The sequence below is a fragment of the Stenotrophomonas sp. PS02301 genome, from assembly GCF_029959485.1.
GTDB classification, from domain to species: domain Bacteria; phylum Pseudomonadota; class Gammaproteobacteria; order Xanthomonadales; family Xanthomonadaceae; genus Stenotrophomonas; species Stenotrophomonas maltophilia_Z.
Genome location: NZ_JASCOO010000100.1, coordinates 1 through 15,155, shown reverse-complemented (window position 1 = coordinate 15,155; position 15,155 = coordinate 1). Strand labels below are relative to the sequence as shown.

Sequence of the window (15,155 nt, the reverse complement as noted above, 5' to 3'; positions counted from 1 at the left end):
GCGCTGGCCTGAGGCCAGCGCGCCCCTCCTGCTTCAGAGCAGTGGCACCAGCAGCAATGCCACGATGTTGATGATCTTGATCAGCGGGTTGATCGCCGGGCCGGCGGTGTCCTTGTAGGGATCACCGACCGTATCGCCGGTCACCGCGGCCTTGTGCGCCTCGCTGCCCTTGCCGCCGAAGTGGCCATCCTCGATGTACTTCTTGGCGTTGTCCCACGCGCCGCCGCCGGTGGTCATCGAGATCGCCACGAACAGCCCGGTGACGATGGTGCCGATCAGCAGGCCGCCGAGCGCGCGTGGCCCGAGCAGCAGCCCGACCACCACCGGCACCGCAACGGGCAACAGCGAGGGGATGATCATTTCGCGGATCGCCGAGCGGGTCAGCAGGTCCACCGCGCGGTCGTACTGCGGCTTGCCGGTGCCGTCCATGATCCCGGGAATCTCGCGGAACTGGCGGCGCACTTCCTCCACCACCGCGCCCGCCGCGCGACCCACCGCTTCCATCGCCATCGCCCCGAACAGATAGGGAATCAGGCCGCCGATCAGCAGGCCGATGATCACCTCATGGTTGGACAGGTCGAAGGCGAAGACCTCGCCGGGATTGGCCGCCTGCAGGTTGTGCGTGTAATCGGCGAACAGCACCAGTGCGGCCAGCGCCGCCGAGCCGATCGCGTAGCCCTTGGTCACCGCCTTGGTGGTATTGCCGACGGCATCCAGCGGATCGGTGATGTCGCGGATCTCCGGCGGCAGTTCGGCCATCTCGGCGATGCCGCCGGCGTTGTCGGTGATCGGGCCGTAGGCATCCAGCGCCACGATCATGCCCGCCATCGAGAGCATCGCGGTCGCGGCGATGGCGATGCCGTACAGGCCACCGAAGTAGTGCGCCAGCCAGATCGCCACGCACACCGCGATCACCGGCAGGGCGGTGGACTTCATCGAGACGCCGAGGCCGGCGATGATGTTGGTGCCGTGCCCGGTGGTGGAGGCCTGCGCCACGTGCTGCACCGGTTTGTACTGGGTGCCGGTGTAGTACTCGGTGATCCACACGATCAGCCCGGTCAGCACCAGCCCGATCAAGGCGCAGAAATACAGGTTCAGCGCACCGTGCGCGTTGTCCGGCATCAGCTGGGTGGTGATCGGATAGAACGCGATGGCGGCCAGGACACCGGACACGATCACGCCCTTGTACAGCGCGCCCATGATCGAGCCACCGGGCTTCACCTTGACGAACAGCGCGCCGATGATGGAGGCGATTATCGACACACCGCCCAACACCAGCGGATACAGCACCGCATTCGCACCGGCCTCGGCGATCATCAGGTTGCCGAGCAGCATCGTGGCGATCACGGTGACGGCGTAGGTTTCAAACAGGTCGGCGGCCATGCCGGCGCAGTCGCCCACGTTGTCGCCCACGTTGTCGGCGATCACCGCCGGGTTGCGCGGGTCATCCTCGGGAATGCCGGCTTCGACCTTGCCGACCAGGTCTGCGCCGACGTCGGCGCCCTTGGTGAAGATGCCACCGCCCAGCCGCGCGAAGATCGAGATCAGCGACGAGCCGAACGCCAGCCCGACCAGGGCGTGCAGCGTCTGCGCGACATCCAGCCCGAGTCGCAGCAGCAGCGCGTAGTAGCCGGCCACGCCCAGCAGACCCAGCCCGACCACCAGCATGCCGGTGATCGCACCGCCGCGGAAGGCGACATCCATGGCCGCACTCAGGCCGTTGCGGGCGGCCTCGGCCGTGCGCACGTTGGCACGCACCGAAACGTTCATGCCGATGTAGCCGGCCGCGCCGGACAGCACGGCACCGATCGCGAAGCCGATCGCGGTGTACCAGCTGAGGAAGAGGCCGACCAGCACGAACAGCACGGCACCGACGATGGCGATGGTCAGGTATTGACGGTTGAGATAGGCGCGCGCGCCTTCCTGGATGGCGGCGGCGATTTCCTGCATGCGGGCATTGCCAGCCGGTTGCCGGAGGATCCAGCGTGCCGACACGATGCCGTAGAGAATCGCGAGAATGGCGCACAACAGCGCCAGAGAAAGCCCGTAACGTTCCAGCATGTCCCCTCCCGGGTGATGGAATGACATCCAGTGAACGGATGAACGTCTCCACGCGGGGGCACAACAGGCTGCAACCATGAACCAACCCGTTCAGACCGTGCCGGTCTTCAAGCGTGTGGCGGTGTTCAGCAATCCCTGGTGGCCCGAGTATGCGGGCAAATCCCCGATGCATGCCAGCAAGGATTTCAAACTGCGCGTGCGTGCCCGGATCGCCAACGACGGAGGTAGTGCCGGCCGCTGGCCGGCAACCACGCAGATCCGGACGAAGGACCCCCTTTGCCACGCCGTTCAGCCATCCACTGGCAGCCTCGGCCCATCCCCCGCCGTTGGAGTCCTGCCATGTCCCCCCGTCATCTGTTGTGGCTGGCCCTGTTGCCCGCCGTGTCCGCCTTCGCCGCGGAAACCCCCGAACTGCAGCGCGCCGCCGGCACACCGCAGGCGGTAGGCGCGGCCCACACGCTGCGCCAGATTCCCGAAGCCTGCGCACGGCTGGAAGGCGTGTTCACCGGCGAGGCGGCACAGCCGTACAATTTCGCCGTGGTCCGCACCAGCGAGCAGTGCCAGCCGCGTGCCCGCTTTGTCGAGTACGAGAAGGCGCAGCCCAGCGAAGCCAAGGGCTGGAAGCTCAATGATGTGATCCGCGTGCCGAATGCCGCCTGCCCGGCGCAGCAGGCGGTGGTGCGCGTGTGGCGCATGCCGGTCACCACCAAGCCGGAACTCGATGGCCAGGGCCAGTCGCGCATCTACCTGGAAGACGCGAAGAAGCAGGCGGCCGCCGGCAAGATCGCGCAGGTGCCGATGTTCGCCGCGCAGATGAAGGTCGAGGGCAAGGCCTGCAACTGACGCCCCGCAACCGCGGGTAGTGCCGGCCGCTGGCCGGCTCCACGCGGACCGTCAGAGGCGCGATGAAACCGGCCGCTGGCCGGCGCCCAGGACGCTGCCGGACACCGCGATGCCGGTCAGCGGCCGGCACTACCGGGTCGATTACGCTTCGAAGGCAGGCAGTTTCTTCTTCACCGCCACGTTCTTCAGCGTCACGTACTTCGGCAGCCCATCGGGCCCGTAAGGCAACGGGGCTTCTCCCTTGATCAGCGGGGCGAGATAGGCGCGGGCCTTGGCGGTGATGCCGAAGCCATCGCGGCGGATGAAGCCGGCCGGCATCTTCTTCTCGTGGTTGGCCACCTTGTGCAGCGGGGCTGCCTCGATCTTCCAGCGGTAGGGCGTGTCACTGGTGCGCACGATCACCGGCATCACCGCGTTCTGGCCCTTCAGCGCGAACTGCACCGCCGCCTTGCCCACCGCCTGTGCCTGCTCCCAGTCGGTCTTGGAGGCCAGATGGCGCGCCGAACGCTGCAGGTAGTCGGGCAGGGTCCAGTGAACCTTGTAGCCCAGCCCATCCTTGACCCGCGCGGCCAGCTGCGAGGCCACGCCACCGAGCTGCGTATGCCCGAACGAATCGGTGCCACCGCCGGCATCGGCGACGAAGCGGCCATCGGCGGTCTGGATGCCTTCGGAGGCGACCACCACGCAGTAGCCCACCCGCTCGACCACCTGTTTGACCTTGGCCAGGAACGCGGCCTCGTCATACGCGCGCTCGGGCAGCAGGATGATGTGCGGGGCGTCGTCGGCGCCCTGGCCAGCCAGGCCCGCAGCCGCCGCGAGCCAGCCGGCGTGGCGGCCCATCGCCTCGTAGACGAATACCTTGGTCGAGGTTTCGGCCATCGCGGCCACATCCAGCGCGGCTTCGCGAACGGAGACGGCGGTGTACTTGGCGGCCGAGCCGAAGCCCGGGCAGGTATCGGTCACGGCCAGATCGTTGTCGATGGTCTTGGGCACGCCGATGCAGGTCAGGTCGTAGTCGAAGGCCTTGGCCAGCTGGGAGACCTTCCAGGCGGTATCAGCCGAATCGTTGCCGCCGTTGTAGAGGAACCAGCGCACGTCATGGGCACGCAGCACCTCGAGCAGGCGCGCGTATTTGCCGCGGTCGGCTTCCAGCGATTTGAGCTTGTAGCGGCACGAGCCGAACGCGCCGCCGGGGGTATGGGCCAGGGCGGCGATGGCGGCGGCGGTCTCCTTCGAGGTGTCGATCAGGTCCTCGCGGAGTGCGCCGTGAATACCGTTGCGCGCGGCCAAGACCTTGATTCCTTTGGCCCTTGCCGTGCTGATGACCGCCGAGGCGGTGGCATTGATGACGGCGGTGACGCCGCCTGACTGGGCGTAGAGCAGGGTACCGTTGGGCATGGTGCGACCTTGGTCTGGGGGAAGGACATTGCAGAGACATTACCGGTATGGGGTAAAGTGCGCGTATTGCGGTGCAGCGTGATTGTGGACAATCCCGGGGCGCGCGCCCTTCCATTTTCTTACCACGTTGGAGTCAGGTTGATGCGATTGGTTCTGTTGGGACCGCCCGGTTCGGGCAAGGGGACGCAGGCGACGCGCCTGAAGGAACATCTCTCGATTGCGCACATTTCCACCGGTGATCTGCTGCGCGCTGAAGTCGCCGCCGGCACCGAGCTGGGCAAGCAGGCCAAGGCCGTGATGGACGCTGGCAACCTGGTGTCCGATGACATCCTGCTGGGCATGCTCGAGTCGCGCCTGGGCCAGGACGATGTGGCCAAGGGCTTCATCCTCGACGGTTACCCGCGCAACGTGGCCCAGGCCAACGCGCTGGACAGCCTGCTGGCCAAGATCGGCCAGCCGTTGGATGCCGTGGTGCAGCTGGACGTGCCGACCGAACTGCTGGTCGAGCGCATCGCCGGCCGCGCCGCCGAACAGGGCCGCGCCGATGACAATCCAGAATCGGTGCGCCAGCGCCTGCAGGTCTACAACGACCAGACCGCGCCGGTGGTGGATTTCTATGCCGGCCGCGGCACCCTCGCACGCGTCGATGGCGTGGGCGAACTGAACGACGTGGAAGCGCGCATCCGCGCTGCGATCCAGGCTTGATGCGGGTCGGTGCCGCTACGGCGGCACCGCGCCGGCCGCACGTTTGCAGGCGCCGGAAACACACACGCCCGGCCCCCGGGAGGGACCAGGCGTGTGGTTTGAAGGTGCCAGCGAGCGGGCTTGCTCAGAGCCCCGCAGCATGAGCCCCCCTGGGGATGGCCTCTTGGGGAGTAGGACCAATGGGGTACTGCGGCTGGCCAATAGAATTGTGTCCGTCTTCACAGTACGGCGCTATCGGGAATTCCCCGACACCCCGCTGGGCTTTTCTTATAGTCGACTAGGAGTTGTCTGACGGCGATCTCCATCGACGGTGGTGATCGGCGACAATCGCACGCATGAGCACGATCCACATTCTTGGCATTGCAGGCACTTTCATGGGCGGCGTGGCCGCGCTGGCACGCGAGAAGGGCCATACGGTCCGCGGCAGCGACCAGGCGATCTACCCGCCGATGTCCACCCAGCTCGAACGGCTGGGCATCGCACTGGATCCGGGCTACCGCGCCGACAGCGTGGCGCCGGACTGCGACGCGGTGGTGATCGGCAATGCACTCTCGCGCGGCAATCCCGCGGTGGAAGCGGTGCTGGATGCAGGCCAACGCTACATCTCCGGCGCCCAGTGGCTGTCCGAGCAGGTGCTGCCGGGCCGTGACACGCTGGCCGTCGCCGGCACCCACGGCAAGACCACCACCACCACCATCCTGACCTGGCTGCTGCACAGCGCCGGGCGTGAACCTGGCTTCCTGATCGGCGGCGTGGCTGAAGATTTCGGCGTCTCCGCGCGCGTCGGCAGCGGGCGCGAATTCGTGGTCGAGGCCGATGAGTACGACACCGCGTTCTTCGACAAGCGCAGCAAGTTCGTGCACTACCGGCCGCTGGTGGCGATCCTCAACAACCTCGAATACGACCATGCCGATATCTTCCCGGACGTGGCCGCGATCCAGCGCCAGTTCCACCACCTGATCCGCACCGTACCCGCGCGTGGGCGCCTGATCGTCAACGGTGAAGATGCGTATCTCGCTGAAGTGCTGGCGATGGGCTGCTGGACCCCGGTGGAGCGCTTCGGTTTCGATCCCTCGCTGGAATGGCATGCCGAGCTGGTGGAGGCCGACGGCAGTGTGTTCGTCGTGCACCATCGCGGCGAGCGGGTCGGTGAAGTGCGCTGGTCGCTGCTCGGCCGCCACAATGTCCTCAACGGGCTGGCCGCGCTGGCTGCCGCGCATGCAGTCGGCGTCGAGCTGGCCACGGTGATCCCGGCGCTGGCCACGTTCCGCAGCGTCAAGCGCCGGCTGGAAGTGATCGGCCAGGCGCGCGGCATCACCCTCTACGACGATTTCGCCCATCACCCCACCGCGATCCGCACCACCCTCGATGGCCTGCGTGCCAAGGTGGGCGATGCCCGCATCGTGGTGGCCATGGAGCCGCGCAGCAATTCGATGCGGTTGGGGGCACACGCACAGGCGCTGGCGCCTTCGCTGGACGGTGCCGACGCGGTGGTGTTCCTGCATCGCCCGGAACTGGCCTGGGATGCGGCCAGCGTGATTGCCGCCGTGCGGGGGGAGGCCCATGCCGTGCCCGATACGGATGCTCTGCTGGCTCAACTGGGCGCGATCGCGGCGCCGGGCGACCATGTGGTGTTCATGTCCAACGGCGGTTTCGACGGGGCCCCGCGTCGTTTCCTCGCGCAGCTGCAGCAGCCCTGAGGGACGCGGGCCATGACCGACACCGCTTCACTGCCCCTGTTCCCGCTGCACACCGTGCTGCTGCCCGGCGCGGTGCTCGGCCTGCGGGTGTTCGAGCGCCGCTACCTGGACATGCTGCGCGAATGCAGCCGTGCCGGGACGGCCTTCGGGGTGTGCCTGATCCTGGACGGTGAGGAGGTCGGTGCGCCGGCGTTGCCGGCGGCCTACGGTGTCGAAGCGCGGATCGAAGATTTCGACGTGGGCGCCGATGGCGTGCTGGTGCTGCGCCTGCGTGGCCAGCGCCGCTTCCATGTGGAGCACACCCGCGTGCGCGACAACGGGCTGATCATCGCCGAGGTGACCTGGTGCGCCGCCGACAGCGACGACGAGCTGCAGCCCGAGCACGCACTGATGGCCACCGTGGTGGAGCACATCATCGAGCAGGCCGGCGCGGCCTTCGCACCGGTCAGCCCGGCGCAGATGGAGCAGGCCAGCTGGGTCGGCTGGCGCCTGGCCGAACTGCTGCCGCTGCAGGACGCGCAACGCCTGCAACTGCTGCAACACGATGACCCGCACCAGCGCCTGCAGGCGCTGCTGGACTGGATGCCGTAACGCGCGGCCCCGCCCCGCGTTACGCCCCTCGGCCGGGTAGCCCCCGGCGCTGCATCACTGGGCCGGCGGCATGCGCACGCGCAGCACCGGCATCTCGGTGTCCGGATGGGTATCGACCTGCTGCGGCAGGCCGTCCAGTGCCTGGCGGACCGCATTGAGCGACGGGTCGATGCCCCGCATCGGCCGCCACATCCCGATCAGCTTGAAGTGCTGCTGGTAGTGCAGGGTCTGTGCACTGCCCAGCCACAGCGGTTCGTTGTCCGGCGCTGCCAGGCGTGCCGGTGCGGGCCACAGGCGCAGGGCGAAGATCTCATTGGGTGCATTGCCCGCCCGCAGCATCAGCAGCGATTCGACCTGCGTATCCAGCGTGGCCGGCAGCACCGGTACCTTGTCCTTGTCCGAGGATTTGTCGAGCATCAACAACGCCTGCTCCCAGCCGGCCTGCGGCTGCACGCGCCAGCCCTGGCTTTCCAGCCGGCGCTGCAGCGGCGCCAGTGGACCGGCCACCTGCACATCCAGCGGCCAGCGCTGATCGTCATCGAACTCATTGCGACGCGAGGGCAGGTGCTGCCACTCGGTCGTCCACCAGGCCTGGGCATCCAGCGGCGCCGGGGTCGGCTGGGCCGGCTCGAAGCGCGCCAGTTTCACCGGGATGTTGCGTGGGGCGTACCAGAGCGCGGCGATGGCGAACGTGCCGTAGAACAGCCATGCCACCGGCTTGACCCAGAACGAGCGGTTGAACCGGCGGCGGTAGGCGATGCCCAGCACCAGCAGCCAGAACAGGCCGAACAGCATGCCGCCGATCACATCGCTCAGCCAATGCGCGCCGAGGTAGATGCGGGCGAAGCCGATCAGGCTGACGATGATGCCCGACAACAGGTAAGGCCACACACGCGTGCGCCCGGGCAGTTCGCGGGCGATCAGCACGGCGAAGAAGCCGAAGGTGATCGTGGCCATCGTCACCGAGACCGACGGGAAGCCGAAGCCGCTGCTGGCATCCGGCGGACGGACCACGTCCACCGTCGCACCGAGCAGCTTGCACAGCGCCAGCCCGAAGGCGAGGGCGGCCAGCCAGTGCGCGGCCGCCATCCAGCGCCGGCGCCAGACCAGGTAGCCCATGCCTGCCGCCGTGGCCGGCAGCAGGACCTGCCAGGCCCCCAGCGACGCCAGTGCGGCCATCGGGTAATCGGCCAGTGGGTTGCGCAATGCCAGCATCGCGTGGTGCACGGCCAGATCGACCATCAACGGCTCGCCGTGGGCGACCACCGCCATCAACAGCGCGAACCAGCCCCAGCCGAGCAGCAGCAACATCAGCGCCAGCATCGCCAGTGGCACCGACTCACGGCGCTGCGGGTCGAACACGGCGACAGAGTAACGGCCCAGGGTCGGGTGACGCTGCGACCAGGCCAGCAGACTGGCCAGCCAGCTGTCCATGCGCGAGGCCGACCAGCGGTAGCCATACAGCACGATCGCCCACACCAGGCCCATGATCACGCCGAGCAGGGCCAGCACCATCACCAGCCGGCCGGCGACCGCGGCGACCGCGTCATACGCCTCGCCGAGCACCCAGCCGGGTGCCAGGAACAGAACGGCCCAGGAAAGGCTGGCGATGCCGCTGGCCTGTATGTAGCGCGACAGCGGCATCTTCATCATGCCGGCGATGGCCGGCACGAACGGGCGGATCGCGCCAACATAGCGCGCCACCAGGATGCTCTTGAAGGCATTGCGGCGGAACATCGTCTCGCCACGATCGAGCAGCTGCGGGTATTTGCTGAAGGGCCAGAAGCCGCGCAGCCGATCGCCCCAGCGCCGGCCTACCCAGTAGCTGAGGCCGTCACCGGCGAATGCGCCCAACGCCGCGCAGGCCACGGCATACGGCCCGGAGATCTCGCCCAGGCCGATGAACACACCGACCGCGAACAACAGCGGCAACGCGGGCACGATCGCGCCCAGCACGATGACCGCATCGCAGAAGGCAATGAGGAAAATGACCGCGCCGGCAAGCACGGGGTGAGCTGAGATCCACGCAAGCGTGGCATCGATCCATGACGAGTCCATCGGGGGATTATAGGGGGGGCAAAGTGACTGACTGCCCGCCAGACGCCGGCAATGTGCAGCTTCTGCAGTGAATGAACGCGATCACCCGCCTAGAATGGCGGCATGACACGCCCTGCCGATCCCGCGCCGACCGCCCTCAAAGCTGACAGTTTTGGCCGAATCCTGCTGATGGAGGAGGATGGCCAGCGCTTCGTGCGCCGTGACCTGGAGGCCACGCCCTGGTGGTTGCGGGTACCTGCTTGGTGGCTGGCCCGGCGCGAGGCGCGCGCGCTGGCGCATCTGGATGGCATGCCGGCCACGCCGCGGTTGCTGGCCTGGAACGGGCGCTGGCTGGATCGCAGCTTCATGGCCGGTGATGCCATGTACCAGCGTCCGCCGCATGGCGATCTGGCCTACTTCCGCGCGGCGCGACGGCTGCTGCAGCAGGTGCATCGCCACGGCATCGCGCACAACGACCTGGCCAAGGAGGCCAATTGGCTGGTGCGCGAAGACGGCTCGCCGGCGTTGATCGATTTCCAGCTGGCGGTGATCGGCAACCCGCGCTCGCGCTGGATGCGCCTGCTGGCCCGCGAGGACCTGCGGCATCTGCTCAAGCACAAGCGCATGTACTGCCGGCAGTCGCTGACCCCGGTGGAAAAGCGGCTGCTCAAACGCACCTCATGGGTGCGCGATCTCTGGTTCCGTACCGGCAAGCCGGTCTATCGCTTTGTCACGCGGAAAATCCTGCACTGGGAAGACAACGAAGGGCAGGGGCCCAAGCCGTGAGCGCAGGCAGCGCGCACTCGCGCAATGACCGGGCCAGCGCCGGGCCGAGGCTGACCACGCGCGGGTGATCAGCGCAGATCAAGGATCTGTTTGCCGGCGAAGCGGCGTTGCGCATCGAAATCGTAGGCGACCCGCAGCACCCCATCCTCGGCACACGCATGGCAGGTGCGCAGCGGCGTGCTGTAGATCAGGCGCACGCCGCCGTTGGGCAGGGCTTCGCTGCCGCTGGCTTCGGCCGGGGCAAACGGCGAGGCATCCGGGTGTGCATCCAGGAACGGTTTGACGGTGGCATCGGCGCGCGACATTTCCGGCAGTACATCCGCATCCACATCCACCGTGTGCCCGGCGCTGTCGACCAGCAGCGTGCCTTCATTGGTGTTGGCACGGAACGGGTATTCGATGGTGGCGATGCCCACGCCGTCCTGGTCCCGCCATGCGCTCACGTAGCCGGGATTGCCCTGCGCACCCAGTTGATGGGCGGCGGCGATCGCCTGCGGGCTGGCCTTGGCCGCCTGCATCGCCTTGGACAGACAATCATCGGCGACCGGTGCCTGGCCACGACAGGCGTCGACCTCGCCGTCCCAGATCGCCGCTTCGCCGAAGGGGGAGGTGCCACCGGCGGTGCCCGGGACGGTAGCCGCGTCCTGCGTCGCCGAGGCGGCAGGATCGCCAGCAGGTTGGCAGGCGCCAAGGGCCAGCACCAGGACCAACGCGGTCAGGGGAAGGCGGATCGCCGTCATGTCGCTCATTCCATGCAGAACGTGAACGCCCAGTATCGACGCGGCGCATGAATCCGGCGTGTGCGCCGGGGCGGCATAATGCGGATTCACTGCACTCGCATCCAAGGAATTCCGCGCATGGCCAGTCTGCAAGGCAAGACCCTGTTCATCACCGGCGCCTCGCGCGGCATCGGCCTGGCCATTGCGCTGCGTGCAGCACGCGACGGCGCCAACATCGCGATCGCGGCCAAGTCCTCGGTGCCCAATCCAAAGCTGCCCGGCACCATCCACAGTGCTGCCGAGGCAGTGACCGCCGCAGGCGGGCAGGGGCTGGCACTGAAGTGCGACATCCGCGAAGAAGACCAGGTGCGCGCGGCCGTCGCCGCTACCGTGGATACCTTCGGTGGCATCGACATCCTGATCAACAACGCCAGCGCGATCTGGCTGCGTGGCACGCTGGACACGCCGATGAAACGCTTCGACCTGATGCAGCAGGTCAATTCGCGCGGCAGCTTCCTGTGCGCGCAGGCCTGCCTGCCGCACCTGCTGCAGGCGCCCAACCCGCACATTCTCACGCTGGCACCACCGCCGAGCCTGGACCCGAAGTGGTGGGCCCCGCACACCGGTTACACGCTGGCCAAGATGGGCATGAGCTTCGTCACCCTCGGCCTGGCGGCCGAGTTCGGCCCGCAGGGCGTGGCGGTCAATGCGTTGTGGCCGCGCACGGTGATCGCCACCGATGCGATCAACATGATTCCCGGCGTGGACATCGGGGGCTGCCGCACGCCGGCGATTCTGGCCGATGCCGCGCACGCGGTGCTGTGCCGTGAGGCGGCCGGTTTCAGCGGACAGTTCCTGCTCGATGACGAGGTGTTGGCGCAGGCCGGCATCACCGATCTGAGCGGCTACGCCGTTGATCCATCGCGCCCGCTGATGCCGGATCTGTTCCTGGAGTGACGCGCGCCCGGCGTGCGATGACAGCGGCTGCACACACCGGGCTGTTAAGGTGCGGGCCCCAATTTGTATGGACACTCGCATGTCATTCCGCACACGGACCGCGCCGCTTGCTGCCGCCATTGCCCTGATCAGCCTGCTCGGCGCCTGCGGCAAGGGGCCGGGCAGCGTCGCCGATACCCAGGGCGTGGAGAAGGTGAACGCCTACATCGCCTGCTTCAATGCCGTTGAACAGCCGATCCACGAAGGCTTCCAGCAGTACATCGGCTGGATGCAGGACCCGGAGGCCGGCCCGACCGGCAACGAGAAAAAGGTGCGTGGGCCGGGCACGGTGCTGTCGCATCGCGTGGACGCATGCAATGCCCCGATGGTGGCCGCGCTGGCGATGACGCCGGCCGAGCCGGCACTGGATCCGGCAGCCAGCAATTACCAGAAGACCTTCGTCGACCTGTACGCCTTGATCGAGCAGGCTGACCGTTACTACAGCCGCGAGGACTACCTGCGCGATGACCATGCCGGGATGCGCAGCCAGCATGCGCCGTTGATGAAAGCCTACATGGCCTTCTTCGATGCAGGCACCGCGCTGGATGCCGCACTGGAAAAGCGCGAAGACGAACGCCGTGCCGAGCAGCTCAAGGAGATTGAAGCCTCTGAAGGCCGCTCCATGGCGTACTACCAGATCAAGATCCTCGGTGATGGCAAGCAGCTGACCCAACTGCTCAACACCGAGGCGCCGGACCTGGCCGTGGCCCGCACCCAGCTCACCGCGTTCCAGGCGCTGCTGCAGCAGGCGCAGGATGACAAGGTCGGCAAGGGCGATGCGATGTGGGGGCACCTGGAGCGTGCGGCCGATACGCTGGCCCGTGATGCCGGTCGCCGTATCGAGCGCGTCGAGTCAAAGAAGCCGTACACCCGCAGCGAGCAGATGCTGATCCAGAGCGGCGGCCGGATCAACAACCCGCAGGGCTCGGCCGAAGCGTTGCTGGTCAGCTACAACGACCTGGTCGACATGAGCAACCGCCTGGCGCAGTCCAGCGGCGCACGCTGAGCGGGCGCGCGGCGGGCTGCCAGGCGGCCCGCCCCGCGGTGATCACACGTTGAAGACCGGGGGCAGCTTGTCGCCGCAGTGGCGGCAGTGCAGGGCATCCGGTTCGTGCCCTTCCAGCCCGCAGTGCGGGCAGCCGCGCGCATCCCGGCGCGCGGCATGCTCGGCATCACGCATGGTGTTGGCCAGTTCGGCGGTGTAGATCCCGGTCGGCACCGCGATGATGCTGTAGCCGATCAGGATCAGTACCGAGGTGACGAAGCGGCCCAGCACGGTCTGCGGCACGATGTCGCCGAAGCCCACCGTGGCCATGGTCACCACCGCCCAGTACATGCTGCTGGGGATGCTGGTGAAGCCGTGGTTGGGGCCTTCGATCACATACATCATGGTGCCGGCGATGATGGTGATGGTGATGACCGTGAACAGGAACAACAGCACTTTGCGGCGGCTGCGCCACAGCGACTCCATCAGCACGCCGCTTTCTTCGATGTAGCGGGTCAGCTTGAGGATCCGGAATACCCGCAGGATGCGCAGCGCGCGCACCACCAGCAGGCTCTGCGCGCCGGGGATGAACAGCGACAGGTAGGTCGGCAGGATCGAGGCCAGATCAATGATGCCCCAGATGCTGAATGCGTAGCGCAGCGGGCGTTTGACCACCACCAGCCGCAGCAGGTATTCGCCGGTGAACAGGATCGTGAACCCCCATTCGAGCACGTACAGCCAGTCGGCATAGGCCGCATGGAAGCGCTGCACGCTGTCGAACATGACCACCACCACGCTGGCGATGATCGCGTAGACCAGCAGCAGGTCGAAATTGCGCGAGGGCCGGGTGTCGTGGCGGTAGATGATGTCGAACCACTGGCGGCGCCAGCCGGAGTCGGTGGCGGGGTTGAGCTGGGGGGCAGTGAACGGTCGCATGGGGCGCATTGTGCCCCACCGGCCCAAAGCGCGAGAATGGGATCTTTCCTGAGCCGTTGACCGCCATGACTGCCGCTGCCACCGATCCGCTGTTGTCCCTGTCGCATTACTACCTGCCGGTCTACAAACCGCGCCAGGTGGTGCTCGAACGTGGCCAGGGCGCGCGCGTCTGGGACAACCAGGGCCGCGAATTCATCGATCTGGCCGCCGGCATCGCGGTGTGTGGCCTGGGCCACAACGATCCGGACCTCACCGCCGCGCTGATCGAGCAGGCCGGCAAGCTCTGGCACACCAGCAACGTGTTCTACAGCGAGCCGCCGCTGCGCCTGGCCGAAGAACTGGTCACCGCCTCGCGCTTCGCCGAGCGCGTGTTCCTGTGCAACTCCGGCGCGGAAGCCAATGAAGTGGCGATCAAGCTGGTCCGCAAGTGGGCCTCCTCGCTGGGCCGCCCGGCGCACCAGCGGGTGATCGTGACCTTCCGCGGCAGCTTCCACGGGCGCACGCTGGCGGCGGTGACCGCCACTGCCCAGCCGAAGTACCAGGAAGGCTACGAGCCGCTGCCCGGTGGCTTCCGCTATGTCGATTTCAACGATGAGGTGCAGCTGGAGACCGCGATGGCCGCCGGCGATGTGGCCGCGGTGATGCTGGAGCCGATCCAGGGCGAGGGCGGCGTGATGCCGGCCAAGCCGGGCTTCCTGCAGCGCGTGCGTGAGCTGTGCGACCAGCACAATGCGCTGGTGGTGCTGGATGAGATCCAGGCCGGCATGGGCCGCACCGGTACCCTGTTCGCGCACTGGCAGGACAACATCAAACCGGACATCGTCACCCTGGCCAAGGCACTGGGCGGCGGCTTCCCGATCGGCGCGATGCTGGCCGGCCCGAAGGTGGCCGAGGTGATGCAGTTCGGCGCGCACGGCACCACCTTTGGTGGCAATCCGCTGGCCGCGGCCGTCGCCCGGGTGGCGCTGCGCAAGCTGTCCTCACCGGAGATCGCGCACAACGTGAGCCGTCAGTCGCAGGCGCTGCGCGATGGCCTGGGCAAGATCAACGACGAGTTCAAGGTGTTCAGCCAGGTCCGCGGTCGCGGCCTGATGCTGGGCGCGGTGCTGGACAAGGATTTCGCCGGCCAGGCCGGTCCCCTCCTGGATCACGCCGCCGAACACGGCCTGCTGACCCTGCAGGCCGGGCCGGATGTGCTGCGGTTCGTGCCGTCGCTGAACATCACCGATGAAGAAATCGCTGAAGGCCTGAAGCGTCTGCGCGCGGCCGTGCAGTCGTTCATCGCGTCGCGCTAGCCAACGGCGGTAGCGCCGAACGTTGGTCGGCTGCTGTTGCTGGCGATGGTAGAGCCGACCGTTGGTCGGCTGCTGGTGTTCTGGGGCGAGCGCAGCCGACCAA

At 67.4% G+C, this 15,155-nt stretch carries 13 protein-coding genes; 8 read left to right on the top strand and 5 right to left on the bottom strand.

The window, feature by feature from the left end; translation table 11 throughout:
• Nucleotides 1-33: 33 nt before the first annotated feature.
• A complete protein-coding gene (locus QMX81_RS17800) occupies nucleotides 34-2,061 on the bottom strand; it encodes a sodium-translocating pyrophosphatase (protein ID WP_282263453.1) in 2,028 nt (675 codons plus the stop codon).
• Nucleotides 2,062-2,400: 339 nt separating this feature from the next.
• On the opposite strand from QMX81_RS17800, the gene QMX81_RS17795 reads away from it, so the two are divergent.
• Nucleotides 2,401-2,904 (top strand): hypothetical protein, encoded by a 504-nt coding sequence (locus QMX81_RS17795; protein WP_282263452.1) that lies wholly within the window; start codon nucleotides 2,401-2,403, stop codon nucleotides 2,902-2,904.
• 141 nt (nucleotides 2,905-3,045) lie between these two features.
• Here the strand turns inward: QMX81_RS17795 and QMX81_RS17790 are convergent, their stop codons facing one another.
• A complete protein-coding gene (locus tag QMX81_RS17790; RefSeq protein ID WP_282263451.1) occupies nucleotides 3,046-4,302 on the bottom strand; it encodes a 6-phosphofructokinase in 1,257 nt (418 codons plus the stop codon).
• Between the two features lie 141 nt (nucleotides 4,303-4,443).
• Between QMX81_RS17790 and QMX81_RS17785 the strand changes: the two genes are divergently transcribed.
• The 3 genes from QMX81_RS17785 to QMX81_RS17775 all read left to right on the top strand — a co-directional run bounded on the left by QMX81_RS17785 (nucleotide 4,444) and on the right by QMX81_RS17775 (nucleotide 7,298).
• Nucleotides 4,444-5,007, top strand: a complete 564-nt coding sequence (locus QMX81_RS17785; protein WP_019183836.1) for an adenylate kinase — start codon at nucleotides 4,444-4,446, stop codon at nucleotides 5,005-5,007.
• A 335-nt stretch (nucleotides 5,008-5,342) separates the two neighbouring features.
• Nucleotides 5,343-6,707, top strand: a complete 1,365-nt coding sequence (mpl, locus tag QMX81_RS17780; RefSeq protein ID WP_282263450.1) for a UDP-N-acetylmuramate:L-alanyl-gamma-D-glutamyl-meso-diaminopimelate ligase — start codon at nucleotides 5,343-5,345, stop codon at nucleotides 6,705-6,707.
• A gap of 12 nt (nucleotides 6,708-6,719) precedes the next feature.
• Nucleotides 6,720-7,298: an LON peptidase substrate-binding domain-containing protein gene (locus QMX81_RS17775; RefSeq protein ID WP_282263448.1), complete on the top strand. Its 579-nt coding sequence runs from the start codon at nucleotides 6,720-6,722 to the stop codon at nucleotides 7,296-7,298.
• A gap of 54 nt (nucleotides 7,299-7,352) precedes the next feature.
• Here QMX81_RS17775 and QMX81_RS17770 read toward each other — a convergent pair whose 3' ends face one another.
• Nucleotides 7,353-9,356, bottom strand: coding sequence for a bifunctional DedA family/phosphatase PAP2 family protein (locus QMX81_RS17770; RefSeq protein WP_152152572.1), 2,004 nt, complete (start codon nucleotides 9,354-9,356; stop codon nucleotides 7,353-7,355).
• Between the two features lie 102 nt (nucleotides 9,357-9,458).
• Here QMX81_RS17770 and QMX81_RS17765 point away from each other — a divergent pair, with 102 nt between their 5' ends.
• Complete coding sequence (locus QMX81_RS17765; protein WP_121039524.1) at nucleotides 9,459-10,121, top strand: serine/threonine protein kinase; 663 nt, start codon at nucleotides 9,459-9,461, stop codon at nucleotides 10,119-10,121.
• A 68-nt stretch (nucleotides 10,122-10,189) separates the two neighbouring features.
• Here QMX81_RS17765 and QMX81_RS17760 read toward each other — a convergent pair whose 3' ends face one another.
• The gene (locus QMX81_RS17760) at nucleotides 10,190-10,861 is read right to left on the bottom strand and encodes a hypothetical protein (protein WP_282263443.1); all 672 of its coding nucleotides are present in this window, start codon (nucleotides 10,859-10,861) and stop codon (nucleotides 10,190-10,192) included.
• A 117-nt stretch (nucleotides 10,862-10,978) separates the two neighbouring features.
• Between QMX81_RS17760 and QMX81_RS17755 the strand changes: the two genes are divergently transcribed.
• Together QMX81_RS17755 and QMX81_RS17750 are read left to right on the top strand one after the other, a co-directional pair.
• Nucleotides 10,979-11,797 (top strand): NAD(P)-dependent oxidoreductase, encoded by an 819-nt coding sequence (locus tag QMX81_RS17755; RefSeq protein ID WP_152152570.1) that lies wholly within the window; start codon nucleotides 10,979-10,981, stop codon nucleotides 11,795-11,797.
• Between the two features lie 79 nt (nucleotides 11,798-11,876).
• On the top strand, nucleotides 11,877-12,842 hold the full coding sequence (locus QMX81_RS17750) for a YiiG family protein (protein ID WP_152152569.1): 966 nt from the start codon (nucleotides 11,877-11,879) through the stop codon (nucleotides 12,840-12,842).
• A 42-nt stretch (nucleotides 12,843-12,884) separates the two neighbouring features.
• Here QMX81_RS17750 and QMX81_RS17745 read toward each other — a convergent pair whose 3' ends face one another.
• Nucleotides 12,885-13,757 carry an ion transporter gene (locus QMX81_RS17745; protein WP_121039512.1) on the bottom strand — a complete coding sequence of 291 codons (873 nt, stop codon included), beginning with the start codon at nucleotides 13,755-13,757 and terminating at the stop codon, nucleotides 12,885-12,887.
• Nucleotides 13,758-13,822: 65 nt separating this feature from the next.
• On the opposite strand from QMX81_RS17745, the gene QMX81_RS17740 reads away from it, so the two are divergent.
• Complete coding sequence (locus tag QMX81_RS17740) at nucleotides 13,823-15,052, top strand: acetylornithine transaminase (RefSeq protein WP_121039509.1); 1,230 nt, start codon at nucleotides 13,823-13,825, stop codon at nucleotides 15,050-15,052.
• Nucleotides 15,053-15,155 lie beyond the last annotated feature (103 nt).